This window comes from Devosia faecipullorum (assembly GCF_015158295.1).
Taxonomy (GTDB): Bacteria; Pseudomonadota; Alphaproteobacteria; order Rhizobiales; family Devosiaceae; genus Devosia; species Devosia faecipullorum.
Genome location: NZ_JACDXV010000001.1, coordinates 1 through 24,279 on the forward strand (window position 1 = coordinate 1; position 24,279 = coordinate 24,279).

Below are 24,279 nucleotides of genomic sequence, written 5' to 3' on the forward strand. Positions count from 1 at the left end.
ACTATCTCGCCAATACCCTGTCCGCCATCCTCGACGGACACCCGCAAAGCGGCATCGAAGACCTCATGCCATGGCGCTTCAACCAGCCGTCAAGCCTCGCCGCATAGGGCCAAGCCGTAGCGCTTACGAGTGGTCCAAGGTGCGATACGCCGTCAATACGCATCTCGGCGAACTGATCCACTACGCGCACGGCATGGGCTGGCCGTTGATAAGTGCTATCGTGGTCAATCAAAAGAACGTGGCCACCGGCCAGATGGAGCCGACCACGCTCAGAGGCTTTTCCGAAGCAGCGCGGGCGCTGGACTACCCGGTCGAGGATGAGATGGATTTTCTGCGGAAAGAGCAGGAGCGTGTATTCGCGTGGGCGAATGGAAGTTAGTGATTTCGCAAGTAATGTGTCGCGTCTATCGGTGATAGGTTCGACCAGCGGGGGCTGTGTCATCCAGTCCCCCTCATACGATATGCACCTCCTGCAAGCTCGCGTCGGCTGATCAGCTGCAATTAATTGCATTTGATGTGAGGGCCGCTTCGAGTGCCCGTTCCAGAAGAGGTGCACGATTGATTGCGGATGGCCGGTAGTAACGGGACAGCCGTGACTAGTCTGTGATCGCTACAAGTTCCTCGATGAGCGAATGCAGGTCAAGACCTATGATTTCTGCCAGTTCGATAAGCTCGACCAAATCCACCCGACGCTGGCCCGTCTCTATGTTGGCGACGAACGGTTGGTGCCGACCAAGGCGTCTTGCCACCGTCAGTTGTGTTAGGCCCGCCTGCTTACGTGCCTCCGTTACCCGCTCAACGAGGCGCTGTTGTCGCGGGCTGCGGATCGTATCGGGCATTGGACGCCGGAAGTTGGAGCAATCAACTTCTCGGCTAATGCGAAATTCAGATTATCCAATTTTCGGATTTCGTGGCATGCTGGGCGCAAGTCGAAATCTCCGATGAGCCACTTGTTAAGATGCGCAGTTTCGCTTCACGTCCAAATGCCTTGATTGGGTTTGCATTCGCGCTTGTTGCTACCCATTCGCAAATCGTTCTCGCACAGGCACCACAGGAAGTTGCCGGTTACGACAGCTTCGGATGCTCAAGCGTCACCGAGATCCAGACCGCAGAGGCTATGGAGCTTCAGGGCGGCGACTGGACTATTGCGGATTGCGTCATGGTCCCCAGCGGATCGTGGGTAACGCCGATAACTGATCTGGGCGGCACCTACATGATGGCCGTGATCGGCATGTACGGTCAGGACATTCGAATGGTCGTGCGGCAGAACATTACGCAGAAGTCGTCCGTCTCGACCGATCCGGGTGCTGCGTTTCTTCAGTGCTTCCGAGAGAGCGTCATGCTTGATACTGCCGTGGGAATGCCGAACCATAAGGCACAAGACTTCGCCATGGAAAACTGTTCGGCCAAGGTCCCTGCCAGTCTGAGCCCGAACGAAATCGAGGGGCTGATGGACATGGCCTATGGGTCAACGGATAGCATCGACGGTTACTGATCTGGAGACCAAGGGCTGTACGATTTATGCGTAAAAACCGGAATAGCTCCAGAAGCCTTCATAGCCGGGGAACCGAGGTGATGATGCCCCTCACCACAACATCATCGTCTGCGGTGATCTTGCACACTGCCTCAAACCGCTCACCGGGCATGTTGCGCTCCTCAAGGAACTGCGCAACCTGTGGCGCTTCTGCTTCGGTAGGTGGTTGGCACCAAGACCAAGCGTCGCGGAGGTAATTCGGCACCTCTTGGGGAAACCCAAAGTATCGCCGGGTCTCTTTCTCATTCGATATGTCCACTAAGATGCCCCGGAGCCCGTTCTTATACGACAGCGAGAATGCGCCTTCCGGCATTTCCGGGCGCGTATGATGGCCCGCCATATACCAGTCATAGGTGGCATAGCCGACCCAGCCTAGCACCGCCACCACGACGATGCGCCCCACCCATTTCCACATGTTCCGCCCCCAGAACGCCTTACTTCACTACTGTTGCTAGGTCTTTCTGTACGCGACCGATCTGACTGCGCAGCTTGTCTAGCTCCTGCTCCAGCTTTGCCACACGCCCCCGGAGCCCGTCACTTTCTGCGCTAAGATCGATATCCAAGATGCGCTGTTTCGCAAGGCGGGAACGCGCCTCTCCATCGATCCCGAAAGAAGCCTCTAACCGCGAGACAATTTCCCCGTTCAGTGAGCGATTGGCCGCGTTGGCAGCTTCTTCAATACTCACCTTGAGTGCGCCAGGCAGGCGTATTTTCATCTGTGCATCGTCGGTCATGGTCCCATTGTGAACCAATTTGGTGTTGACCGCAATCTAGCTCTGGCATAGAACCAGAATGGTTCAATAATGCACCAAGGAGCAATTGATGATTACCGCTGCCAAACCGTTCGGCCTTCGCCTTCCCGACGACATGAAAGCGTGGGTCGCCGCCCGTGCCGCTGACAATGGCAGGAGCATGAACAGCGAAATCGCCCAAATTCTCAAGGCACACATGACCGCAGAACAGCCCCGCAAGAAGGTGGTTCTTCGCAAGCCTGCAAAGGCAGGTGCGTTATGACTAAGCGTCAGGAAGCGGTTGAAGCCGCAACGGGCTTGATCCTTGAAGGCATCGTTGAAGCGATGGAGGCAGGACTGTGCCGTTCTGACCGATCATATGAGGCCACAATGGATGACCATGGCTACGTCGATACGGTCACTGTGCTTGACGCAGTTGACGGCACTGCCGCCGCTTTTCTCCGTCAGGTCGGCTTGGATGAAGAGGGGTTTATGGCTGCAATCACGGCGGCGGAAGACTTCATCACCGATGCCATGGCTGGTGCGTGATGGTGCTGGTGCTGAAAAAACCGAAGCAAGCGCCACCGCCCGATGATCCTGATGGGCCGCGCTACACCGCCAAGGAGGCCGCTGCCATCCTTGGCATGTCGGTGAAGACCCTGATGAAGCACGTGAGCGAAGGCCGCTTGCGCTTCATCGGTAGCGGCACCGGCAAGGTTCGCCGCCACTACCGCTTCACCCAGAAGAACTTGACCACCTTCACCCAGAACCAAAAGGTCCGAAAGACCCCGATATGTCCGTCTTTACCGCCGCTAAAACACCCTTCTACCAGTACGAGTTCCAAGTCCACCGTCGTGTCTTTCGCGGCTCTACAAAAGCCCGGTCCAAAAAAGAAGCTCTAGCGGTTGAGAAAGAGCTTAAAGCCAAAGCCCGTGCGGACATGGAACAGGAGAAGCGCACCGGCAACGGACCGCTCACCCTTGACCTTGCGGCGGGACGCTATTGGGAGGAAGTGGGCAAGCATCTTGCAAACAGCGGCACCACGTGGACCGATCTGGATCGGCTCATCAAGTTCTTCAGTGGCGACACTCGCCTAGACCAGATCACCGACCGTGAGGTTGCCGGGCTGGTGTCATGGCGGCGGGGTCAGACTAAGCAAGGCAGGGCCAAGAAGGCGGACGGCACACAAATGCAATTAATTGCACCCGCAACCGTGAACAGGTCCACCACGGTGCTATTGAAGTCGCTGTTCACCCGTGCCCGCCGCACGTGGCGCTACCAGTTCCCAATGGAGCCGAACTGGAAAGATCACACCCTCAAGGAGCCGGAGGAGCGGGTCCGCTTCCTCAAGCAAGGCGAAGGGGAGAAGCTGGACGCCGCCGTCCGCGACGACTATGGCCCATGGTTCACTTTCTGCCGCCTCACCGGGCTTCGCCACAAGGAGACGCTGATCCGGTGGAAAGACGTGAACTGGTTTGCCAAGCGCATCACCACAATCGGCAAGGGCGGGCGCATAGTGTCCACGCCCATCACACCGACCATCAAGGCTTTGCTGGAGCCGTTGATCGGCCATCACCCCGAGTTTGTTTTTACCTATGTTTGCAGGCGACCCGATACGCCCCACGCCAAGGCAGCAGGGCAGGTCAAGGGCCAGCGCTATCCCATCACTCCAGATGGAGCCAAGAGCCAGTGGCGGCGGATGAAGGCGCGGGCAGGGGTGGATGATTTCCGCTTCCACGACATACGCCATGACGTTGCCACCAAACTCCTGAAACAGACCGGAAACCTCCGGCTGGTCCAGAAGGCGCTCAACCATGCGGACATTGCCACCACCACGAAATACGCGCACGTGATGGACGATGAACTGTCCGCTGCGCTTGAGACGCTGGCAAGTCCACAGAAAATCCCCCAGACCACCTTGAAGCAGGCGGGTTAAAATGCGACAGGACAATCCTAATTTCGGGGATGGCCGGGTTGCTGGGGGACAAAGGGTCGTCGGTTCAAATCCGGCCGCTCCGACCATTAACTCATTGAAATCATTTATTTTATAGCCTCTTTGCCGCTCGGGTGCGAGCCTGAGAGGAAGTTCGCCTCCAGGCCTCCAAGAGGGCCTGTTGCTCCGGAAAAATCCTGTTCTGATTTCTCGCGCAAGCTATACGAGATTGGATGCTGGCGCGCGCGAGGGGCGACATCTTCAGCACCCTCGATAATTTGGCCGAGCACTTCAAATTGATGAAAAAGCGAGCCGCTTGGCCGCGGGGGCGAAGCACGCGCAAGTCGATATGCGAATGCATAACTTGCGAGTTTCAGGCCTGCCGATGCAGTCTTCCTGTTGCCTTTATCCCGACATCGAAAGGACTGCTTCAGACCTCTGCGAGGCGGCTATTTGCCGGAGATATCCAGCACTCCGTTGACATAGTCGATTTTCGGGCGGCGGAAGCCCATCGCAATCCAGGCCGCGATCAGACGAACAAAAAACGTTGGAGAGTGAGACTTCAGGTTGGGCACATCGTTTGGTAGTTTCGACGGGTCGTCGAGATCACCCGCCATTGTTCGCATCTGAAGCGGTGGCAAAGTGTTTTCTGGCCAAAGTACGCTGTAGAGATCGATCCAGTGGCCCTCGGTAAAATCGAGGAACATAGGTGTGTTGCAGCAGGTCGCAACTACCCGCCGCGTCTTCGTCTGGTCAGTAAGCCGATGCTCTCGGAGATGGTCAGAGCCATCGACACATCGGACGCGATCTTTTCGGTACATCTCCGTCCGTGTCCCGCCCGATGGCTCACATAGTTTCTTCGCGCCCGGCAATCGCTCAAACGTTGTTGCGGCGGATCGGCATGATGTGCACAGACATTCAGTGCTCATGATGGGAGAGCCGTCGGCCTCCATCTCAACGGCGCCGCAGGAGCAAGACAGTTTTGTGACCTTGGACATGAGTCTGCTCCAGTTTGTTCCGACATACACTAGGTGAAACGGCGAATGCGGCCAAGCAGGCCCACACCTCGTCTCTGTTGTGACAAGGCAATGGGTTCGCCCGTAGCTGGCAATAGAAGCCCGAAATCGGTATCGCGATGGGGCGTGCCGAGCAGCGGCAGGGGCAGCGTAGAGCCGGGCAGGGGATGGTCGATCGATCATTGGGCACGTCGCAAACCATCGTCGGCGTGGGTGGAGATCGACAGCTCGTCAGTTTCCTATGCCTCATGTCACCAGTTCCATTCCCGACGGAGCGGCTCCAATCTTCTGGTGGATGTTGATTGACCGTTAGGATTGCGCGGCTAATGGGTGGGGTTCCGCGTATCGCTGATTGAGGCATTCCGGATGGGCTTAGTCATACCCGCCTTGTTTTTAATTTTCGCTGCAACGTTCGGCGGGCTGTCACTCAAATTTGCAGGCTTGGTCCATCTACGGCACATCGGGCTTGCGTTTCTGATGTGCGGTTTTGGTATTTTTGTGCAGGCGGCCTGGTGGCCATCTCATTTTCAGGCGAACGCGATCATTGCCACGGCGTCATACCTAGTCGGTGCTCAATGTCTTGCGGAGGCGCTGTCTCGGCGCTCTGCCCGCTCACTTGGTCCTGTTTTTCATGTTGCGGCATTCTTTGTTCCGATGCTTGCGACAGTCGTCTGTCTGTTCGCAATCCCCAGTGTAATAGCGCGCGTGTACATCCTGAATTTCAGCTTTGGTTCGATCCTGCTGTTTGCAGCATGGCGAAACCGTCAGCTCCTCAACGGTAGCGGTGCAGACAAAATTTTGCTGTGGACCATAGTCCTGGTGGGCGCACACTTCTTCCCGCGCACACTGCTAACTGCATCTACGTTCCAGAGCTCGACCGACGGTGGATATGGTGGCTCCACGTTTTGGCTGGTCCTTCAGTATTCTATAACGCTGCTGGCTGCCGCCGGGGCCGTTTCGATGTTGGTCGTGACCGGCGCGGATATTGTCGCTTCTCTGAAGCGGGAGCGAGACACTGACGCGCTTACAGGTCTGTTGAATCGCCGAGGCCTGGAACTGCAGGTCGACGAACTATCGAAAACGCCCGTTGGGGGGCGGTCGGTTATCCTGGCCGATTTGGATAACTTCAAGGCGATCAACGACACTTGGGGGCATTCCGTAGGCGACGAAGTCCTGAAGGAAATCAGCGAACGGATCGATCAAGTAACACGCAAAGGAGACATCGTTGCCCGCATTGGTGGCGAGGAATTTGTATTCGTCATCACTGCCTCCTTGGCCGAGGCGGCTCTGTTTGCGGAGCGGGTTCGGTCGGCCATTGAGAGCCGCCCCATTGAGACTTTGGAAGGAAGTCTGGAAATGACCACCAGCTTGGGTGTGTCCGCCTATGGAGCGCATGATAGTTTCTGGGACGTTGTCAAAAACGCAGACGCCGCGCTCTATTCAGCGAAGAGGGCCGGCCGCAATACAACACGCGTGCACGGAAGCGTTGCTCTCGAAGCCGCAGGCCCGACGGGTGTCATCTAACCCCAATCCACCCATTGGAACAACAACGAGGGGGCGCTGCAGTTGACAGCCGGTGCCGCATTGTCACCAAGAAGTGGTGGTCTGGATCGTGTTGATGACCACAACTGAAATGCTTGCGTCTATGAAACGTCCTCACCTGGCCGCCTGTGCCACCTTCCTGTTTATGTTGGCCGGCGTTGTGCAGGCACAGGAAAGGCGGCCAGATCCAGTCAGGTTGCAGGGTCATGTCGAACAGGGCCAGCATATAGCCACAGCGACGGACCGGAACAGCGGGAACGTCCTGCGTGCGGGTTGCACGCAGGGGATGCTTGGTCTGAACGTCACATATGGCAAGGATAGCCCGATAAGTGGTGACGTTGCGTTCATCTTCCAGACGAAAGGCGGCGATATCGTTGCGACCGGTGTAAGCCTGCATCACAAGGGTGTGGCCGCAACGCGGGCCGGCGAGGCCAACCACACGAACCTCGCCAAGGCCTTTCAGGAGATTGTAAGCCTTGGCGCGAAGGAGACGATGGTTGTCAGGATCAACCTGGTCGACGGCGCCCGATCCTCCAATATCGGCCAGTTTGATATTTCTGGCTCGGGGTCGACCCGAGCGATGCGGCCGGTCCTGCAGGAATGCGGTCTAACCTGAATGGTGTTAGCCGCCGGGTAATGCGCCCCTTTGATCCTACATGAGACCTTCGGCCTTGAGCGCGGCGGCGGTCGCAGGGCGAGCGCCAACCGCAGCCATCAGGGCGCCAACTCGCGGAAACGCTGCAAAATCTAGGAAGCTTCGGCCCCAGTTGATGACAGTAAAGGCGTAGGCGTCTGCCTGGCAGAACTCACCCAGGACGTACGGGCTGTCATCGCCTAGCATGGCCTCGAACTGGCCAACACGGCGATTGACCTCGGCAACAACAGCGGCTTTTTCTTCTTCGGAAAGGTTCGGCTTAAACAGGCCGCCAAAAGCCTTATGCATGTCACCGACAAAGCCAAGCGCTTCCTGCAAGCGAGCCCGTTCGACAGTGCCAGCTGCAGGCTTGAAGGCGAGGACATTTGAGTTGTCGCCCAGATATTGAAGGATTGCCGGGCCCTGGGTCACAACGGTGCCGGGGGCAACTTCGAGTGCCGGCACCGCGCCACGAGCATTGATGGCGAAATAGTCGGCACCTGAATCCGTTTTTTTGGCGCGCAGATCGACCTTCTCGATATCAAAGGGAGCGCCGATTTCGTGTAGAATAATGTGAGACGCCAGCGAGCAAGCGCCGGGCGAGTAGAAAAGTTTCATAGTCAACCTAAGTAAGAGATATGCCGCAACGTTGCGGCGAGGCCAAATTAGGTCGTCTGGCGTGCCGCCACTAGATCAGCGCCCAGCGACACTTTGTCTGGCGGATCGATCCTATGCGTAGAGAGACCGAAAGGTTCGAGGCAAGGTTCTTATCGTCTTGAACCTATCAAGCGAGCACCCGCGCGCGATCCCTTTCGCCAGATCAACTGGCACGGATGGCGACGCCCACCAATGACAAGGTTGAAGAGATCGGGTAGGGGCGCTGCCTCCGGAACCTTCAGCATGATCCCGGACGGCGAAACATTTGCCACGGACACGTCCAACTGGCCGTAACTGGTGGGGATTTCAGCTGGCCCCGGCAGAATTGGTGGTTCCCGCCATTCGCGCCGTCGTTCTGTCTGTGCGTCCATAGACATGCAGTAGCGCTTCGTCATAAAGGCGTGTTGAAGCGAACGCTTAAAATGCTACGGATAGCAACGGCTCTCGCCTCATTTCGCCAAAACGACGCCTACACCCAACTCCGCGCGAAGGCATCCACTCATGATTTGTCTTGTGGCCTGCCTACCGTCGCCCGCCAATCCGATGCTTTATTTTCTGCCCTAGCGGCACGGCAAAGACGCTCACCTGAGCGGTGGCCCAACCACCGTCATGCCATGGAGCGCCGACAGCGCGGCGAATTCCTGTGGTGTCATCGGGCCCTTTGCGCTGCCGGCGCTGAAGAACGCCTCCATTGTGCCGGCTGGTTGAAAGATTACGAGCAGGCGGCCGGTTTCTGAGGTGTTGGCAAATGCATGCGGAACGCCTTTGGGACCGAGGATGGAGTCACCTGGCTCGAGGTGGTGCCGCACATCACCTACCTGCACGTCAAATTGTCCTTCGGTGACACAGAACCATTCATTCTGAGCCGCGTGCACGTGCATTGGCGGTCCGCCGGGCTCTGATCGAATTGTGTCAAAGATACAGAGGCCACCCTGTGTGTCGTCGGCTGAAACCTTGCAGTCAAAGCGGCCATTCAAAAAATGAAAGGGCTGGCCTATCCGGTCAAAATCAAAGGCTACCTTGTCAGGCATTTGATCATCCTCCTTGAGGTGGATGAGCGCATAATATTCCTGCAAGGGGCGCGGCGCTATGGTGTTCATGCGCCGCTACGCTCAAGGCCATCCGGAAACGCTCAGGCCGCTCATTACCCGCGGATCAGGAGCTCGTCGTTTTCGCAAAGGTTCTGTGCTCCCTGGAACGGGTCGCGTTCAGCCTCTTCATCGAACTCCGCTATCAGGTCAAAGGTGCACACTGACTTCGCATCAGGTATGACCAGATAGGTGCTCTCGCCTGGCATTAGAACCTGATTGCCATATGTGTCACCGTCAAAGTCGTTGATGCCCTGCTCGGAAAACAAAACGCTTACAACCGGCGTGTCGGAGGCGTTGGTGATGCGAAGCTCGATATCAGTGGGATTGAGCGGCGCGCCGCATGCTGCCACCAGTGCGCCGACGTGATCTCGTGCGCCGTCCAGAGGGAATTCTTGCACGAATCCCTCGATCGATATTTGCAGGATGTCGCCATCGGAGAGAATGCGAACCAGCTTCTGGTCAAGTCTGGTCTGAGCTTCGAGGTGGAACAGGTCGTCAATTTCTTGGAACTGTCCGGTTCCCGACATGTCAACGGCCCCCACTTCCGAGGCCAGGGTGATGGTCATCGCCTGACCGTCTTCTGCCTCTGGGGCGCCGTGGGTCACAAGCAGACGAACGGTATCGTCACCCATGCTACAGAGGAAAACCACGGGAAGGTAATCTGTGTCGGGCATTCCGTACGCCAACACGGCTGTTTCATCGTATTGGTTGCCGAACCATTGCAGGTTTTCAGCGTATGCACTCGATGCCAACGTGAATAAGGCGCCAACAGCGACGTATTTCCGAGCAATATTGATCGTCATGCCCATTCTCCCAAACCCAAGACATGAGAGCGTGGCATGAACCGGCCATTGCCGCCAGCCGAGTTGTTCGGCATCGAGCTGGCGACCAGTTCGCCCCTGCGCCGGAAATGTTCGGTTCGCCGTTGTCACCTCTGGGAAATTCCAACGTCAGTCCTGCCTGCGCAGGCAGCGCATCAGCCACTGCCGAGTCCGGAAATGCTGAGAATGGCATTTTAAACTGAGGGCGAATTCGCTTGTAGTTTCATAGCGTGCCCCGGCTTTATCTTGTAAAATAGGCTCGAGTATGCGACTGCACGACATATGAAACCGGAACGGCCATAGAACTGGGGACAATAGGTCGCGGTTCTAGTCCGGCAGGTCCGACCATTTCACCAAGCGCCCGTTGAGCAGGTGTCCGGGGCCGTCCCCCAGGCTGGAGCCCACCATGCAATTGAAGGCGCAAGACCTCGAACAGGCCATCCCGCTCTGGCGAGAATTGGCAGGATCGGTCCCCCGCCTTATCAATTATTCCGAAAACCACACCTTCCGCTTCGACGTGTCGGGCGGTGCTGCCTATACGCTGCGCGTGCACCGGCCGGACTATCAGAACAACGCCAATATCCAGAGTGAACTGGCCTGGCTGGAAGCGCTGCGGCGCGATACCGATCTGCCGATACCGGAGGCGATCAGGGGCGTCGATGGCGCGTTCCTGCAAAAATTCGATACGCCCGATGGCCGGCCCCGCCATGCCGTGCTGTTTCGCTTCATTGCGGGGCAGGAGCCGAGCCCGGAGGAAAATCTGGTCGGCCTGTTCGGAGTCTTGGGAAATTACGCCGCGCGCCTGCATGAACATGTCATTGGCTGGAACATGCCTACGGGCTTCGAGCGCCAGGCATGGACGGCAGCGACGATCCTCGATGCCGACGGATTGTGGGGCGACTGGCGCGTCGCGCCGGGGGTGGAGGGCGAAATCCGTCCATTGCTCGACCGCGTCACCGCTGCGCTCTGGCGGCGATTGGGCAAATATGGTCTTGGCCCCAATCGCTATGGGCTGATTCACGCCGATATGCGTCTGGGTAATCTACTGGTCGAGGGCGATGCGGTCAGCCTCATCGACTTTGACGATTGCGGCCTATGCTGGTTCACCTACGACTTTGCCGCCGCCATATCGTTTCACGAAACCCATGAAACCATTCCGGCGTTGAAAGCGGCATGGCTGGATAGCTATCAAAGGGTGCGCCGCCTCAATGCAGAGGACATTGCGGCCATCGATTCCATGGTCATGCTGCGGCGCATGGCCCTGCTGGCCTGGATCGGCTCGCATGTCGAAACCAATCTCGCGCAAACGCATGTGAACGGCTTTGCTCAAGGCACGGCTGATCTGGCCGAGCGCTATCTCGGCGGTGCTATCTGGCGCTGAAGTTTCGGCGTTGCGGGGCAGGGAGCTTGGCATTGTTCTTTTCGAGGCGGTGCCCGAGGAGTATCCCGCGATTGAGGATCGACGGGTCCATGCCCCAGACCAGGCCGAAATGCAGCCACATCTGCCGCCAGTGCTCGCCTTCATGCAGCGACGCGCCCATGATTGGGCCGATCAGGGAGAGCAATAACACGATCGGCACATCGCTCCTGGTGCGGCGATAGTTGATCACGGATACCACGATGCTGCCGCAGACCAGCAGGATCCACGAAAAGCCGCCGCCCCAGCCATAATTCACGAAAGAACTGAGCCAGATATTGTGGATGGGTTCGGGAAAAATCTTGTCGAGCTGCAAGACGCCGAGGCCGAGCGGGTTTTCGATGATCATCGGCAGTACGAGCAGGTAGCGATTGTATCGCCCTTGCTCGCCCAAATCATAGGATTTGGCAAAGGTCAGCCGGTCGAGCAGCTTTTCGGTGAATTCGGCCGAGGTGAAGCTGGCAAAGACGAAGAGCACGGTGCCGATCAGCGCGATCAGGCCGATTGCCGTCATCATCCGGCGGGGGTGCTTATGTTCGCGGATGAACAGATAGACGAAAAGGCAGAACATCGCTGCGACGATGGCGATACGGGAGAAGGACAGCAAAATGCCGAGCAGGATGACTGCCATGGCGCCGAGGTAAAGCCAGCTTCTGTTCCTGGAATTGTAGAGAAAATATCCGCAGAACATCATGCCCGGAATGAGAAAGGTTCCGTACATGTTCGGATCGTCGATAAAACCCTTGGCCCGGCCGTCCCAGGTCAGCAGCGGATGCTGCAAGAGGAAGCCGATAGTTCCCAGCACCGCCCCGATCACGCTGGAGACGATGTAATATTTCATGAAGGTCTCGAAATGCCGGCGCGTCCAATGCATGGGCACGAAAGCGCAGACAACGCCGATGGTTACGGCGAACATTTTCGAGATCAGTTCGAACACCACATTGTCTTCCCGATAATGCGGGAACGATGCGACCAGAAATGACAGCACCCAGATGCCGACTACCAATAGGAATACCAGCGTCCTCGGTGTCATCCGTCGCTTTTCGTCGAGCATGATGAGGGAGACGGAAACGAAAAACGTGAAAAGAAAAAGCAGGTCCACCGGCGACGGACGCATCAGCGTGTAGTTCATTGCCAGAACGGCCAGGAGAAACACGCTGTTCTGAAAGGAAAACAGCCCCCGCCGCAGCCGCTCGGCATAGAGCGTCCAGAGATGCCTTGCATCGAGATCGCTGGTTTCGGTGCTCATGGCTTCAATCCGTAGCCAAGCAGGGCCTGCATCGATCCCAGTCCTTCGCAATCGGCCTGGGCCGAGACGAAATGGGCGCCGGACGCATTATCCTGGCAGCGATAGACGGGCGAAGTCCCGCTCTGCTCGAGGGCGAACAGCCAGCCGGCAGTTCGTTCGCGCTTATAGCCCAAGCGTTTGCAACTGCCTTCGTCGGCCAGCAGATGATCGAGACGGCCGCCGATGTCGCGCCCGCATTCGGCGAAGCGGATGCTGGCAATATCCGCCGGCGCCTGCGTCAGCATATAGGCGATGATGCCGTCGGCTTGAAAATCGGCGCGATCGCCCGTCAAGGGGCCAGTGGAGCTGACATAGCTAGACCGCTCAGCGTTCGACCAGCGCGTCAGCGCGATCCCGGCTGGCGCCGGGGGCGGCGATGCGTGGATCGACAGGGTTACGTCATGAAGAACGAGATACCTGTCGGCAAAGTCTTTTCCGGCGGGCACATAGAGATAGCTCAAGACGAAATTCTGATCGATCTCATTGCCGCCATCAGCGGGGTTGAGCACGTTGGCATAGGCTACAAGCTCGGTATCGGCAGGCCGCTCCCAGTCCGATCCATCAATGACGAGAAGGGGGGCGAGAAAATCGGTGAACGTCACCTTGTCGGTGGAAAACGAGAGCCTGACGCCGGCGAACCACGGGTCCGGCGTAACGGTGACGACCAGTTTCTGCTCCAGGAGCAGACCCGCTCCCGGCCCGACAAAGCCGATTGCGGAAGCCTTGCCGCCCAGGCCCGGCTCGTCCCAGGCGCCGTCATGATATTTGCGCCAGTCCAGCGGATCGCTGAGGGGAGCCCTTGCGGCAATGGTCTGCCAATCGGAATTGCGCAGGCAATAGGCATAGAGATAGCCGTCGCCCCCATCGAGCATGGTGCAGTCGCCCTCGCCGGTGGTGCGGCCGCGTTGGGGCGCGTCCTGTCCGGAGATGACCGTTCCGAGATCGGTCCAGTTGAGGCCGTCGTCCCGGGACAAGGCGATGGCCATGCTCTTATCGGTCTGCCCGTCGGGGCCGTAGTCGCAGATGCGCTCCTGATGCACCATGCCGAGCAGGGCGGCGCCGGAGCGAATTGTCGAGGTCAGCCAGCGGCCGCATTCAGCGAGCGAGCCCGGGTCGCCCTCTTCCAACACGCTGTGGCGCGGTCCAGCCATGTCCGAAAGGGAAGTGCCTTCGATAGCGTAGGTGTGGCCATTGGCGCTGAACCCCCGAAAGGTGCCGTCAGGCAAACGGACAGCAGAAAAGGGCGCATCGATCTCGTCGGGGAAGGGGCCGCGCACGACTTGGGGCGGGCCGACTCGCACGCTTACGCATTCCATGCACCATTCGCCATCGGCAAAAGCCGGGATGGGGGCGGCCATGGTCGCCAGGAGAGCGAGAACGAACAGGTTTGAAAGGGCGCGCCGATCCTTGACCATCACGCGCTCAATAGGCGTTTTCGTTTTTGGAAATCAGCGAGATCGGCGTCATCAGCAAGATGTAGAGGTCGAGCAGGATCGACCAATGCTCGATGTAGTAGAGGTCGTGATTGACCCTCTGCATGATCTTGTCGATCGTGTCGGTTTCGCCGCGCCAACCATTGATCTGCGCCCATCCGGTAATGCCCGGCTTGACCCGATGGCGCGCGTAATAGCCCTCGACAGCCTCGTAATAGAGCTGGTTTTCTGCCTTTGCCTGCGGCGCATGCGGGCGCGGCCCCACGATCGAGAGATCGCCCTTGAGCACGTTGAGCAATTGAGGCAGCTCGTCGATGGAGGTCCGGCGGATGAATTTGCCGACGCGGGTGACGCGGGGATCGTTCTTCGTCACCAGTCGGGAGGCAGTCTGGTCCAGCATATCGGTCCGCATGGAGCGGAATTTGTAGATGCGGATAGTCTCGTTGTTGAAGCCGTGCCGGTTCTGCACGAAGAAGACCGGCCCCTGGCTTTCCAGTTTGATGGCGATGGCGGTGACCAGCATGAGCGGCGACAAAAGGATCAGCGCGGCGAAGGCGACCAGCTTGTCGAACACCCATTTGAAGATGAGGTTCCAGTCCGAGATCGGCTTGTCGGCCATGTTGAGAACGGGAACATCCCCAACATAGGAATAGGCCTTGTCGGTGAATCTGAGCTTGCTCATATGGGCGGATAGCCGAATATCCACCGGCAGCACCCAAAGCTGGGTCAGCATGTCGAGGACGCGCTTCTCGGCAGAGAGCGGCATCGAGACGATAACCAGATCGACGCTGGTCAGCCGGGCGAAATCGACCAGATCGGCAACCATGCCCAGCTTGGGATAGCCCAGAACGATATCGGGCGAGCGTTCGCCGACGCGGTCGTCGAACAGGCCCAGCAGGTTGATGTCCTTGTCGGCGCTGCTCTTGATCTGCTGGATCAGTGCGGCCGCATCGTCCCCGCCGCCGACGATGACCGCCCGCCGCTTCAGCCGGCCTTCATCGGTCCAGCGCTGCACAAGCGCCCTCAGCATGAGGCGGTAGACCGCAAGGAGGATCGCGCCGAAGAGGAACCAGCTCAGAAGCCAGACCCGCGACACCATGTCGCCGGCCTTGAGGAAGAACAGCCCCACCATAAGCAGGATCATCACCGCCGCCCAGGCCCCGATCACCCTGCCGATCTGCGAAAGGCTGGTGCGATAGGCCGATATGCGATGGGTTCGCGCGGCGTTGAACACGATATTGGTCAGCAGGCTCGTCCCGAGAATGAGCGGGATATAGAAGCTGTCCTGTTCGGGACCGATATACGCGAAATGAATGCAATAGCCCAGCACGGCCAGAAGCAGCACTTCCGCGATCTGCGCCACGCCGGCAATCACCGGGCCGGACAGGGTGCTGTCCACCGGGGCGGCAATGATCTCCTCGGCCCTTGGCGACAGCTTGCTTGTGGCCTCCGCCGCTTTGGCGGCGTGGCCTTCCATGGCTTTTTGGGGATCTACGCGAAACATGGGCTCGCCACCGGCACTCCTGCATATGCCGGCATTATCGACCGGAGGCGTTTATACTCAATGAAGCGAGCGCCGGTTTGTGGATCAGGCGGAGCGGTAAAGCGCCTCGATGGCATCGGTCATCCGCCTGACCGAGAAGCCCGCTTTGATATGGTCGAGCCGCGTTAGCATATCGGTTCCGGCTGCCGCAGGATTGTCAAGAAAGCGCTGCATGGCCTCAGCCAGAGCAGGCGCGTCACCGGGCGGCAATAGTTGCGCCGATGTCGGTCCGAAAATTTCGGGAATGCCACCGACACGGGTAGCAATGACCGGTAATTGCGCCGCTGCGGCTTCCAGAACCACATAGGGCAGCGATTCCGCCAATGACGGGATCACGGCGCAACGGCCCATGGCGAAAACCTGACGGGCGGGTTGCGAGCCGACCAGGCGCACTCTTTGCGTCAGGCCCAATGCCTCAATTCTGGCGTCCAGCGCGGCGCGCTCTGGACCGTCGCCCGCCATGACCAGCGTTGCGCCCTGCAGCATCGCCAGAGCCTCGACCAGCGGGAATATCCCCTTGAGCGTGCGCAATTCGCCGACAAAGACGAAGTCGGCGGCGTCAGCGCCGGCCAATACGGGCACGAACTCGTCCGGCCTCAGGCCGTTATGGATGATTTCCGCGCGGCATGACGGGTCGCCGATCAGCGTTGAATAGGTTTTTCCCGCATAGGCGCTCTCAAAAATAATGGCCGAGGTCTTGGCCATCAGGTGGCGCTCGATGCGGTGGAACAGCTGGCCCGAACGGGAATCGGCCTTGTAATGCAGCACGCCGCCATGCGGGGTATAGAAAGCCTTGGCGCGCGTCCTTCCATATAGGGCGAGCCGCGCATAGAAGCCGCCCTTGGCCCCGTGGCCGTGAATGATGTCCACGTCGAGCCGGCGGGCCAGCCGGGACACTGCGAAGGGCGTTTTCAGGTCGCCGGCGCCGAACAGGCGCGGCATGGGAAAACGGTGAATACCGAGCGCCGCGATAGGCTCCAGCGCCCGGAGCAGCGCTTCGGTCTGGGAGTCATTGGCCAGATTATCGACGACGATGCCGACGCTGTGCCCCCGCGCTGCCAATTCCCGCGCCAGATCGGCAACATGGCGAAACAGGCCGCCCACCGGCGCCCGCAGCACCTGCAGGATGCAAAGAGGGCGGGCCGGCATGGATTAGAACCAGCGCTCGGAAATTACGATCGTATCGCCGGGATAGATGGGAAAATCGAGCTCCACCACGCCCTTGACCATCTGGTTCGCCTGCTGGCGATAGACCACGGCGCGGTTGCGATCGGCGGTTTCGGTGAAGCCGCCGGCAGTGCTGATCGCCGCCCTTACGCTCATGCCGTAGACGTAGGGGAATTGCCCCGCATTCTTGATTTCGCCCTGAATATAGAAGGGGCGATATTGCTCGATCTCAACGGCAACATCGGGGCTACGCATATAGCCATTGGCCAGCGCGCGGGCGAGTCGCTTGCCCGCTTCGCCCGTTGTGGCGCCGCGAACGGCAACCGCGCCGACCAGCGGGAAGGCGATGGCGCCGCCATCGTCCACACGATAGCTCTTGCTCAGTTCGGCGTCGCCATAGACGGTCACACGCACCACATCGCCCGTATCCAGTTGATAGGGGCCTTTGGTTTCCACCAGGTAGGTGGCGGTCTTATTGGTGGCGCAGCCGCTGAGGGCCAGCGTCAGGGCCATGACGAAAATGGAGAGCCAGCGCATAATTATCCCGCGCGTTCGAATTGCCCAGAGACTGACGCTTTATGGTTAAGATTGTCCTTATGTTGTGCTGAGGTGGATGCTGAATGCGAGCGAGGTTAACCGAATTTTGACCACGCCGGGTGTTAGCTTGCCTCCTAGTTCCGAGGTAAAGCCATGTCATTCGAATCCCCATCTCAAGAGGACGCGCGGATCGACATTGCCGTTTTGTTAGCGGCAATCGTTCGCCGGTTGCCCCTGATTCTGCTGGTGACGCTTGGGCTGCTGGCCGCTGGCTTCGTGCTGCTGATGTTTCAGCCCCGGCTCTATGAATCGGCGGCGTCCATCCTGGTCGAGCCTCGTGATTCCATCTATCTGCGTGCTTCGGGCGAGCAGGCGCCTAGCTTTTCGGGTAATGCCGCGGGCGTGGTTTCCAGCCAGATCGAATTGCTCAAGTCGCGCGACACCCTGCTCAATGTCATCGATCAGCTCGATCTGCGCTCGGTTCAAGAATTCAATGACAATGGGTCTGCCGCCTCGCCGCTGAACATGATTACCCAGTTGATCGGTCGTCGCGCCGCGACCCCGAACGGCATCGACGAAACCGTGCTCACCAATCTCTATGAGCGGCTGAAGGTCACGCAGGAGCGGGATTCGGCCATTATTTCGGTGGTCGTCCAGTCCAGCGATCCCCAGCTTGCCGCCAATATTGCCAATGCGGTCGCCAATGCGCATGTGGCGCGCCGCGCGGACCTGTCGATTTCCGATACGGCTGAAGCCTCCGGCTGGCTGCTCGATGAAATCAATCGCTTGCGCGTTTCGGTTCAACAGGCCGAATCTGCCGTTGCTGATTTCCGCGTCGAGAATGACCTCTTTGTCGGCCAGAACAATACCAGCCTGCTCGATCAGCAATTGTCCACTGTGGCAGCGCAGATCACGGCGGCGCAGGAGCGAAAGAATACGGCGCTGACCCGCGCTGCGTTGATCCGCGGCCTGATCGAGAAGGGGCAGCCCATCGAGGGTGTTGCCGATGTCCGCAATTCGCTCTCCATCCAGCAATTAAGCCAGGAAAAGGCGCGACTACAGGGCGAACTGGCGCAGCGTTCGGCTACGCTTTTGTCCAGTCATCCCAACATTCGTGCCCTGAATGCGCAGATTGCGGAACTCGATAGCCAGATACGCCAGGAAGGTCGCCGCGTGGCGACGGCGCTGGAGGCCGAAGCCCAGATCGAGTCTGATCTCGAGACCTCGCTCCGGACCGAACTCGATCGCGCCAAGGCAAGCGCGTCCACCGCAACCCGGGACACGGTGACACTGGATGGCTTGCAGCGCGAGGCCAAGGCTCAACGCGAACTGCTGGAAGCGTATCTGTTGCGTTATAATGAAGCTTCCTCCCGCGTGGATACCAATTCCGCCCTGCCGGACGTGCGCGTCGTCTCCGTCGCCGCGCCATCGGTCACCCCGGCCTCGCCCAAGACCTCGCTGATCATGGTCGCCATCGGCATTGTTTCCATCGCCGTGCAGATCGGAATGGTCGCGCTCGGAGAGGTGATGTCGGGGAGAGCTTTGGCTCCAGTTCAGCATGCTCCCTCCGCGCAGCGGGAGGATGATCTCGAAATCCAGTCTTTCCATGCCGCTCCAGGTGAAGAGAAGTCAGCAATGGTGCAGGATGAGGCCGTTCGCGGATATGTCGACGAGCCTGCCTATGCACCGCCGCTCCAGGTGGCAGACGCTCTTCCTGACATGGCGATCGACAATATCGAGCCTGAGTTTGAGCATGTTCCGGAGCCGGCAATGGTACCGGATTCCACAAGTGCTTTTGTTCGCTCACTTTTGGCCGAAGGGCCGGTGGCCCGCCTCGGCGAGGACATAGCAGCACCGACGCCCGGCGCCGAGCCCGAGGCCATTGCGCCGCCGCAGGCGCGGGTCATGGATGCTCCTCCGCGCCGCAGCGTACGCCTCTTGCGCTATTCCGATCTGGTTTCGGACCTGGTTCTGGGCCGCACGCATCTGTTGCTGCTGGCCGATCACGGGGAAAACCAGCCCAGCCGCCTCATGGCCGAGGAACTGGTCGCTGACGCGCTGGCCAAGGGACTGAGCGTGGCCTTGGTCGATGCCGGGAGCGGTCGCCGCACGGAAAATGCCGGAATTACCGATTTGAGCACTGGCGCGGTCAGCTTTGGCGATGTCGTGCAGAAATCGGCCGACAACAGTTTTGCCGAAGTCACCTGGGGGCAGGGCGATGCCATTTCCCGGCGGACCAACCGGCCACTGGTGCTCACCGAGGCGCTGGGAGACATTTACGAGGTCGTGGTCGTGCTGACGGGCCGAGCCGATCACAAGTCGATGCTGGGCAGTTTCGCCGAACTGGGTGGGCGCGTCATTCTCGTGACCCGCGACGAGGGCGATGCCGATACGGCCGAACCCATTCGCGCACGGCTTGAGGAGGCCGGTCTGGCCCGAGTCGAGATCGCCGCGCTGGCGGAGCCGGTTGCGGCCTGATGTCGCTCAAATACACAGCCATCCGCGCGGCCTTCGAAGTGCTCTGGTTGTCGCGGGCGCCGGCCCTGTTCAATTTGCTGTCGCGTTCGCGCGGCGTCATCTTCACGCTCCACCGCGTTCTGCCGGAAAAGCCGGCGCGCTTTTCCCCCAATGCCATCCTTCAGGTGCGCCCCGATTTTCTCGACTATGTCATAGAAAGGGTTCGGGGCTGCGGGGCCGACATCGTCACTCTTGACGAGGCCGTGGAGCGGCTTGCCGCGCCAAAGAAGGGGCGGCCCTTCGTGGTCCTCACCTTTGACGACGCCTATAAGGACAACCTGACCTTCGCGCTGCCAATCCTGCAGCAACACGAGGCGCCGTTCACGCTCTACGTGCCGACGTCATTCGTGGATGGGGTGGGCCAGATCTGGTGGCAGGCCATCGAGGACATCATCGCCCGCCAGCAGGCCATTGCCTTCACCGGGAATGGCGAAACCGAATATGTTGATACGCGCAGCAGCGCCGAAAAGGCGGAAGCGTTCAATCGCCTCTATTGGCGCCTGCGCAAGCTGCCGGAGCCGGAACGCCTGACCTTGCTAGCCGATTTCACTGCCAGTTATGGTTATGACCTTGACCGCCAATGCCGCGAGCTGATCATGGACTGGCAGCAATTGCGGCTCTTTGCCGACGATCCGCTCTGCACTATCGGGGCACACACGGTCCAGCACTACGAACTGGCCAAGCTTCCTGCTGATCAGGCACGCAATGAAATGATCCAGTCGGTGGACGTCATCGAGGCGCAATTCGGCTTCCGCCCCAAGAATCTATCCTATCCGCTGGGCGGGCCGCTTTCCTGCGGTCCCCGCGAGTTCGCGATGGCGAAGGAATTGGGGTTCCGCACCGCCGTCACGACGCGGCCGGGCGGGCTCTACCCGCATCACCTCGAGCAGTTGACCGCATTGCCGCGCATTTCGCTCAACGGTTATTTCCAGCAGCGCCGCTATGTCGATGTGTTCGCAAGCGGCGGGCTGTTTACCCAATTGGGTCGGGTGATGAAATAGCCGGAGCGCTCAGTTGATCTGGCTGGTCCCGTCGGGCCTGGCCATCCAGCGGATGATGATCATCGAAGGCAGCAGCCAGCCCATTCCAGCGATGATGAAATAGACAATCAGCACCAGACCGGGCAAACCCTCCGGCAGGGCGAGATAGATCGCCGTCGCCAGCACCGACCACAGGACGATCGACGCAACAAGCAGAAAGGCGCCGATCAATTTTCGTGTTCTCTGGTTCATGTGCGGCATCTGGCCTGTTGCTCTCCATTTGCAGGCGGCTTACCACTCCGCCAGCCCCACTGATACTGGAAATAATGCCGTGACCTCCTTGCAAGATGCCGCACCGGGCCATGTCAGCTTTGCCAGCGACCGCCTGCGGCCCGTACGCATCTGGCTTTATAGTCTCGCGGCCTTCGTGCTGCTCATCGTCGTCGTGGGCGGTATTACCCGCCTGACGGAATCAGGCCTGTCCATTACCTCGTGGAAGCCGCTATCCGGCACTATCCCGCCGCTCAGCGAAGCCGACTGGCTGGAAGAATTCGAAGCCTACAAGCAGATTCCGCAATATACCTATGTCCATTCCTGGATGGAACTGGACGATTTCAAGTTCATTTTCTTCTGGGAATGGTTCCACCGACTGCTGGCCCGCGCTCTGGGTCTCGTCTTCCTGATTCCATTCGTGGTGTTCCTGTTCCAGAAGCGCCTGTCGCGCGATCTGGCCGCGCCCCTGTTCGGGCTATTCCTGCTGGGCGGCTTTCAGGGCTTTCTCGGCTGGTGGATGGTGTCCTCGGGCCTGTCTGAATTGACCTCGGTATCGCAATATCGCCTCGCTGCGCATCTGAGCGCGGCCTGTTTCCTGCTCGTCGCGCTGATTTACGTCGCCCGCTCGCTGACGCCGGGCCGCGTCCTTGGCAATGTGACGGGCTTCCACCTGGCCACGGGCTGGGTGCTGGTGGTCGGAATCGTGCTCCAGATCGGGGCAGGGGCGTTCGTTGCCGGACTTGACGCCGGCATGGGCTATCAGACCTGGCCATTGATGGATGGCGCCATCATTCCCAAGGGATTGTTGGTCATGGAGCCGGCGTGGCGCAATGCCTTCGAGAACGCGCTGACCGTGCAATTCATCCATCGCGGCATTGCCTACCTGTTGGTGGCCTATATCGGCTGGCTGATCTGGCGGCGCTACAAGGATGGCGGCTTTGCCGGGGTGCATGGCTGGTTGCCGCGTATCGGCACGGTCGTGCTGCTCCAGGTTGCACTGGGCATCGCTACGCTTCTGACCAGCGTTCCCATTTCGCTGGCCGTCGGCCATCAGGCACTGGCCTTCATGCTGGCAGGGCTGGCAATTGCATATGTTGCCGACATGCGTCGAGTGCGGTAATATAATACCGTAATTCTAATGCATTGAAATTACAGCATTTTTCAAATGCGCTTGACGGGCCGCGGAATCTCCCATAGAGACGCCGCCGAACTGGCCGCTCCATGCGTGGGGCGGCTGCCTGAATTTTAGGGAACTTCGATTATGAGCACGTACTCGGCAAAACCGAGCGAGATCGAGAAGAAGTGGATCCTGATCGACGCCGAAGGGCTGGTCGTGGGTCGTCTCGCTTCGATCATTGCTTCTCGCCTGCGCGGCAAGCACAAGCCCACCTTCACTCCGCACATGGACATGGGTGACAACATCATCGTCATCAATGCCGACAAGGTGAAGCTGACCGGCCGCAAGCTCGACCAGCACCGCTTCTACTGGCACACCGGCTATGCCGGCGGCATCAAGGACCGCACCGCGCGTGAGCTGCTGGAAGGCCGCTTCCCGAACCGCGTCCTCGAAAACGCCGTGCGCCGCATGATGCCGGGCGGTCCGCTGACCCGCGCCCAGCTCCGCAACCTGCGCGTCTATGCCGGTTCCGAGCACCCTCACGAAGCGCAGAACCCGGCTAAGCTCGACGTCGCTGCGATGAACTCCAAGAACGTCCGGGTGAAGTAAAATGGCCGAAACCATCAATTCTCTCGAAGAACTCGGCACCTCTGCTGCCGCTCCGGTCAATACCGCTCCGGTTCACGTCCAGAAGCTGGACAGCCTCGGTCGCGCCTATGCCACCGGCAAGCGCAAGAACGCCGTCGCTCGCGTCTGGATCAAGCCGGGCAAGGGCATTGTGACGATCAATGGTCGCGAATTCGCCAAATATTTCGCGCGTCCGGTCCTGCAGCTCATCGTCAAGCAGCCGATCGTCGCCACCGACCGTCTCGACCAGTATGACGTCAACGTCACCGTTGCCGGTGGTGGTCTTTCCGGTCAGGCCGGTGCCGTCCGTCACGGCATCTCCAAGGCGCTGAACTTCTTCGAGCCGGGCCTGCGTCCGATCCTCAAGAAGGGTGGCTTCCTGACCCGCGACAGCCGTGTTGTCGAGCGCAAGAAGTACGGCCGGGCCAAGGCTCGTCGTTCCTTCCAGTTCTCCAAGCGCTAAGCTTAGGATATTTCGATTTGCGAGGGGCCGGGAAACCGGCCCCTTTGCTTTTGTGCACCTTCGCCCGGATACGCCGTTCCGTTCTGATTGTGCGACGGGAAAGGGAATTATCGGCAACCCTCTGGTCATTCAGGGAGCAGGCTTCCATATGGAACATGTTTTCAGAGCCTGTTCATGACCAGTCTAGTTACCCGCTTCCACCTTCTGCTGTTCGGCGTGACGCTCGCCATAGCCGGGGTGACGCTTGTCCACGTTCCCGCGCATTACGCGTTCCCGGCGCATTGGCAGGGCAGTTCGGCGGACTGGCTGTGGCCGCGTGACCTGGCCTTGGCCGTTGCGCCTCTGGTCCAAGTAGCGCTAATGGCGATTTTCTTCGTGCTTGGCCGCGCGCTGACCAAGAACCATTTCGCCAAGACGCAGCATATTCTCGATCCGGCGCTGACTTTGCTGATGATGATTGCCGCCTCGTGTCAGCTCGGCCTGTTGATGATCGGCATCGGCTCAGACTTCGACATATTTCGCATCACCGCCTTCGGCCTGGCCGCCACTCTGCTGGTTCTGGCCGTGGTGATCTTCGAAGCCGAGCGCCATTCCTATGCGGGGTTGCGCATGCCATGGCCGATTGCCTCGGACCGCGCCTGGCGGCTGGTTCACCGGGGCAGCGGGCTGGTGGCGGGCATTGCGTCGATTACGCTGGCGCTGCTCGCCTGGAGCGATCCGGGGCCGGGCGTGCTGGTCCTTGCGATGGCCATAGGGCTTTGCGCCCTGCCGGTGATAGCCGGCCTGCTGACTGCCCTGACACAACGTCTCTGACAACGCTTTTCCTTGCATCGTCCAATGGCGATAGAAAATTCTCCTCCAATTGCCGCAAAGGAAATGGCGTGCGCTGCAAACCTGCCGGCATGGGCGTATTGTCTGGGCAATTGCGGGACGCATGGCTCAATCCAGAGCGAGGTTG

At 59.4% G+C, this 24,279-nt stretch carries 29 protein-coding genes and 1 pseudogene; 15 read left to right on the forward strand and 15 right to left on the reverse strand.

Features of this window, described 5'->3' with window-relative positions:
• Positions 1 to 139: 139 nt before the first annotated feature.
• Positions 140 to 379, forward strand: a complete 240-nt coding sequence (locus H0482_RS00010; RefSeq protein ID WP_193727996.1) for a hypothetical protein — start codon at positions 140 to 142, stop codon at positions 377 to 379.
• Between the two features lie 217 nt (positions 380 to 596).
• Here the strand turns inward: H0482_RS00010 and H0482_RS00015 are convergent, their stop codons facing one another.
• Positions 597 to 839 carry a helix-turn-helix domain-containing protein gene (locus tag H0482_RS00015; protein WP_193727997.1) on the reverse strand — a complete coding sequence of 81 codons (243 nt, stop codon included), beginning with the start codon at positions 837 to 839 and terminating at the stop codon, positions 597 to 599.
• Positions 840 to 958: 119 nt separating this feature from the next.
• Between H0482_RS00015 and H0482_RS00020 the strand changes: the two genes are divergently transcribed.
• Positions 959 to 1,495 carry a hypothetical protein gene (locus H0482_RS00020; RefSeq protein ID WP_193727998.1) on the forward strand — a complete coding sequence of 179 codons (537 nt, stop codon included), beginning with the start codon at positions 959 to 961 and terminating at the stop codon, positions 1,493 to 1,495.
• 58 nt (positions 1,496 to 1,553) lie between these two features.
• On the opposite strand, the gene H0482_RS00025 is transcribed toward H0482_RS00020, so the two are convergent.
• Together H0482_RS00025 and H0482_RS00030 are read right to left on the reverse strand one after the other, a co-directional pair.
• Positions 1,554 to 1,949, reverse strand: a complete 396-nt coding sequence (locus H0482_RS00025) for a hypothetical protein (protein WP_193727999.1) — start codon at positions 1,947 to 1,949, stop codon at positions 1,554 to 1,556.
• Positions 1,950 to 1,968: 19 nt separating this feature from the next.
• Positions 1,969 to 2,268 (reverse strand): Arc family DNA-binding protein, encoded by a 300-nt coding sequence (locus H0482_RS00030; protein WP_193728000.1) that lies wholly within the window; start codon positions 2,266 to 2,268, stop codon positions 1,969 to 1,971.
• Between the two features lie 88 nt (positions 2,269 to 2,356).
• Here H0482_RS00030 and H0482_RS00035 point away from each other — a divergent pair, with 88 nt between their 5' ends.
• The 4 genes from H0482_RS00035 to H0482_RS00050 are packed head-to-tail and all read left to right on the forward strand — an operon-like array spanning position 2,357 to position 4,201.
• Positions 2,357 to 2,548, forward strand: coding sequence for an Arc family DNA-binding protein (locus tag H0482_RS00035; protein ID WP_193728001.1), 192 nt, complete (start codon positions 2,357 to 2,359; stop codon positions 2,546 to 2,548).
• Positions 2,545 to 2,814 carry a hypothetical protein gene (locus tag H0482_RS00040; protein WP_193728002.1) on the forward strand — a complete coding sequence of 90 codons (270 nt, stop codon included), beginning with the start codon at positions 2,545 to 2,547 and terminating at the stop codon, positions 2,812 to 2,814. The genes H0482_RS00035 and H0482_RS00040 overlap by 4 nt, the downstream gene beginning before the upstream one ends.
• Positions 2,814 to 3,167 carry a helix-turn-helix domain-containing protein gene (locus tag H0482_RS00045; protein ID WP_193728003.1) on the forward strand — a complete coding sequence of 118 codons (354 nt, stop codon included), beginning with the start codon at positions 2,814 to 2,816 and terminating at the stop codon, positions 3,165 to 3,167. The genes H0482_RS00040 and H0482_RS00045 overlap by 1 nt, the downstream gene beginning before the upstream one ends.
• Entirely contained in the window at positions 3,059 to 4,201 is a 1,143-nt protein-coding gene (locus H0482_RS00050; protein ID WP_193728004.1) for a tyrosine-type recombinase/integrase, read from the forward strand. Before H0482_RS00045 ends, H0482_RS00050 begins: the two co-directional genes overlap by 109 nt.
• Before the next feature lie 446 nt (positions 4,202 to 4,647).
• Here the strand turns inward: H0482_RS00050 and H0482_RS16460 are convergent, their stop codons facing one another.
• Both H0482_RS16460 and H0482_RS16825 read right to left on the reverse strand, forming a co-directional pair.
• Entirely contained in the window at positions 4,648 to 4,905 is a 258-nt protein-coding gene (locus tag H0482_RS16460; protein WP_230989493.1) for a hypothetical protein, read from the reverse strand.
• Between the two features lie 6 nt (positions 4,906 to 4,911).
• Positions 4,912 to 5,397: pseudogene (locus H0482_RS16825) on the reverse strand (DUF6151 family protein); the annotation flags it as partial.
• 183 nt (positions 5,398 to 5,580) lie between these two features.
• On the opposite strand from H0482_RS16825, the gene H0482_RS00060 reads away from it, so the two are divergent.
• Positions 5,581 to 6,738 carry a GGDEF domain-containing protein gene (locus H0482_RS00060; RefSeq protein ID WP_193728006.1) on the forward strand — a complete coding sequence of 386 codons (1,158 nt, stop codon included), beginning with the start codon at positions 5,581 to 5,583 and terminating at the stop codon, positions 6,736 to 6,738.
• Positions 6,739 to 6,832: 94 nt separating this feature from the next.
• Positions 6,833 to 7,372 (forward strand): hypothetical protein, encoded by a 540-nt coding sequence (locus H0482_RS00065; RefSeq protein WP_193728007.1) that lies wholly within the window; start codon positions 6,833 to 6,835, stop codon positions 7,370 to 7,372.
• A 36-nt stretch (positions 7,373 to 7,408) separates the two neighbouring features.
• Here the strand turns inward: H0482_RS00065 and H0482_RS00070 are convergent, their stop codons facing one another.
• From H0482_RS00070 to H0482_RS00085, 4 genes are all read right to left on the reverse strand, one after another.
• Positions 7,409 to 8,008: a glutathione binding-like protein gene (locus tag H0482_RS00070; protein WP_193728008.1), complete on the reverse strand. Its 600-nt coding sequence runs from the start codon at positions 8,006 to 8,008 to the stop codon at positions 7,409 to 7,411.
• 149 nt (positions 8,009 to 8,157) lie between these two features.
• Positions 8,158 to 8,442, reverse strand: a complete 285-nt coding sequence (locus tag H0482_RS17000; protein WP_407925667.1) for a PilZ domain-containing protein — start codon at positions 8,440 to 8,442, stop codon at positions 8,158 to 8,160.
• 186 nt (positions 8,443 to 8,628) lie between these two features.
• Positions 8,629 to 9,147, reverse strand: a complete 519-nt coding sequence (locus H0482_RS00080) for a cupin domain-containing protein (protein ID WP_193728010.1) — start codon at positions 9,145 to 9,147, stop codon at positions 8,629 to 8,631.
• Between the two features lie 44 nt (positions 9,148 to 9,191).
• Positions 9,192 to 9,941, reverse strand: coding sequence for a hypothetical protein (locus H0482_RS00085; RefSeq protein ID WP_193728011.1), 750 nt, complete (start codon positions 9,939 to 9,941; stop codon positions 9,192 to 9,194).
• Positions 9,942 to 10,365: 424 nt separating this feature from the next.
• Here H0482_RS00085 and H0482_RS00090 point away from each other — a divergent pair, with 424 nt between their 5' ends.
• Positions 10,366 to 11,340 carry a phosphotransferase enzyme family protein gene (locus H0482_RS00090; RefSeq protein WP_193728012.1) on the forward strand — a complete coding sequence of 325 codons (975 nt, stop codon included), beginning with the start codon at positions 10,366 to 10,368 and terminating at the stop codon, positions 11,338 to 11,340.
• Here H0482_RS00090 and H0482_RS00095 read toward each other — a convergent pair.
• The 5 genes from H0482_RS00095 to H0482_RS00115 form a co-directional block, all read right to left on the reverse strand.
• Complete coding sequence (locus H0482_RS00095) at positions 11,327 to 12,625, reverse strand: O-antigen ligase family protein (RefSeq protein ID WP_193728013.1); 1,299 nt, start codon at positions 12,623 to 12,625, stop codon at positions 11,327 to 11,329. The genes H0482_RS00090 and H0482_RS00095 overlap by 14 nt on opposite strands.
• Positions 12,622 to 14,079: a sialidase family protein gene (locus H0482_RS00100; protein ID WP_193728014.1), complete on the reverse strand. Its 1,458-nt coding sequence runs from the start codon at positions 14,077 to 14,079 to the stop codon at positions 12,622 to 12,624. The genes H0482_RS00095 and H0482_RS00100 overlap by 4 nt, the downstream gene beginning before the upstream one ends.
• Before the next feature lie 7 nt (positions 14,080 to 14,086).
• On the reverse strand, positions 14,087 to 15,601 hold the full coding sequence (locus tag H0482_RS00105; protein WP_193728015.1) for an undecaprenyl-phosphate glucose phosphotransferase: 1,515 nt from the start codon (positions 15,599 to 15,601) through the stop codon (positions 14,087 to 14,089).
• 84 nt (positions 15,602 to 15,685) lie between these two features.
• Positions 15,686 to 16,789, reverse strand: coding sequence for a glycosyltransferase family 4 protein (locus H0482_RS00110; RefSeq protein WP_193728016.1), 1,104 nt, complete (start codon positions 16,787 to 16,789; stop codon positions 15,686 to 15,688).
• 3 nt (positions 16,790 to 16,792) lie between these two features.
• On the reverse strand, positions 16,793 to 17,344 hold the full coding sequence (locus H0482_RS00115; RefSeq protein WP_193728017.1) for a polysaccharide biosynthesis/export family protein: 552 nt from the start codon (positions 17,342 to 17,344) through the stop codon (positions 16,793 to 16,795).
• Between the two features lie 153 nt (positions 17,345 to 17,497).
• Between H0482_RS00115 and H0482_RS00120 the strand changes: the two genes are divergently transcribed.
• A complete protein-coding gene (locus H0482_RS00120; RefSeq protein WP_193728018.1) occupies positions 17,498 to 19,822 on the forward strand; it encodes a GumC family protein in 2,325 nt (774 codons plus the stop codon).
• Positions 19,822 to 20,862, forward strand: a complete 1,041-nt coding sequence (locus H0482_RS00125) for a polysaccharide deacetylase family protein (RefSeq protein ID WP_193728019.1) — start codon at positions 19,822 to 19,824, stop codon at positions 20,860 to 20,862. The genes H0482_RS00120 and H0482_RS00125 overlap by 1 nt, the downstream gene beginning before the upstream one ends.
• Before the next feature lie 9 nt (positions 20,863 to 20,871).
• Here the strand turns inward: H0482_RS00125 and H0482_RS00130 are convergent, their stop codons facing one another.
• Complete coding sequence (locus tag H0482_RS00130; protein ID WP_193728020.1) at positions 20,872 to 21,093, reverse strand: DUF2842 domain-containing protein; 222 nt, start codon at positions 21,091 to 21,093, stop codon at positions 20,872 to 20,874.
• A 79-nt stretch (positions 21,094 to 21,172) separates the two neighbouring features.
• Here H0482_RS00130 and H0482_RS00135 point away from each other — a divergent pair, with 79 nt between their 5' ends.
• From H0482_RS00135 to H0482_RS00150, 4 genes are all read left to right on the forward strand, one after another.
• Positions 21,173 to 22,234 (forward strand): COX15/CtaA family protein, encoded by a 1,062-nt coding sequence (locus H0482_RS00135; protein ID WP_330998141.1) that lies wholly within the window; start codon positions 21,173 to 21,175, stop codon positions 22,232 to 22,234.
• Between the two features lie 141 nt (positions 22,235 to 22,375).
• Positions 22,376 to 22,840 (forward strand): 50S ribosomal protein L13, encoded by a 465-nt coding sequence (rplM, locus tag H0482_RS00140; protein ID WP_193728022.1) that lies wholly within the window; start codon positions 22,376 to 22,378, stop codon positions 22,838 to 22,840.
• A gap of 1 nt (position 22,841) precedes the next feature.
• Positions 22,842 to 23,321, forward strand: coding sequence for a 30S ribosomal protein S9 (rpsI, locus tag H0482_RS00145; RefSeq protein WP_193728023.1), 480 nt, complete (start codon positions 22,842 to 22,844; stop codon positions 23,319 to 23,321).
• Positions 23,322 to 23,495: 174 nt separating this feature from the next.
• Positions 23,496 to 24,134: an SdpI family protein gene (locus tag H0482_RS00150; RefSeq protein ID WP_193728024.1), complete on the forward strand. Its 639-nt coding sequence runs from the start codon at positions 23,496 to 23,498 to the stop codon at positions 24,132 to 24,134.
• Positions 24,135 to 24,279 lie beyond the last annotated feature (145 nt).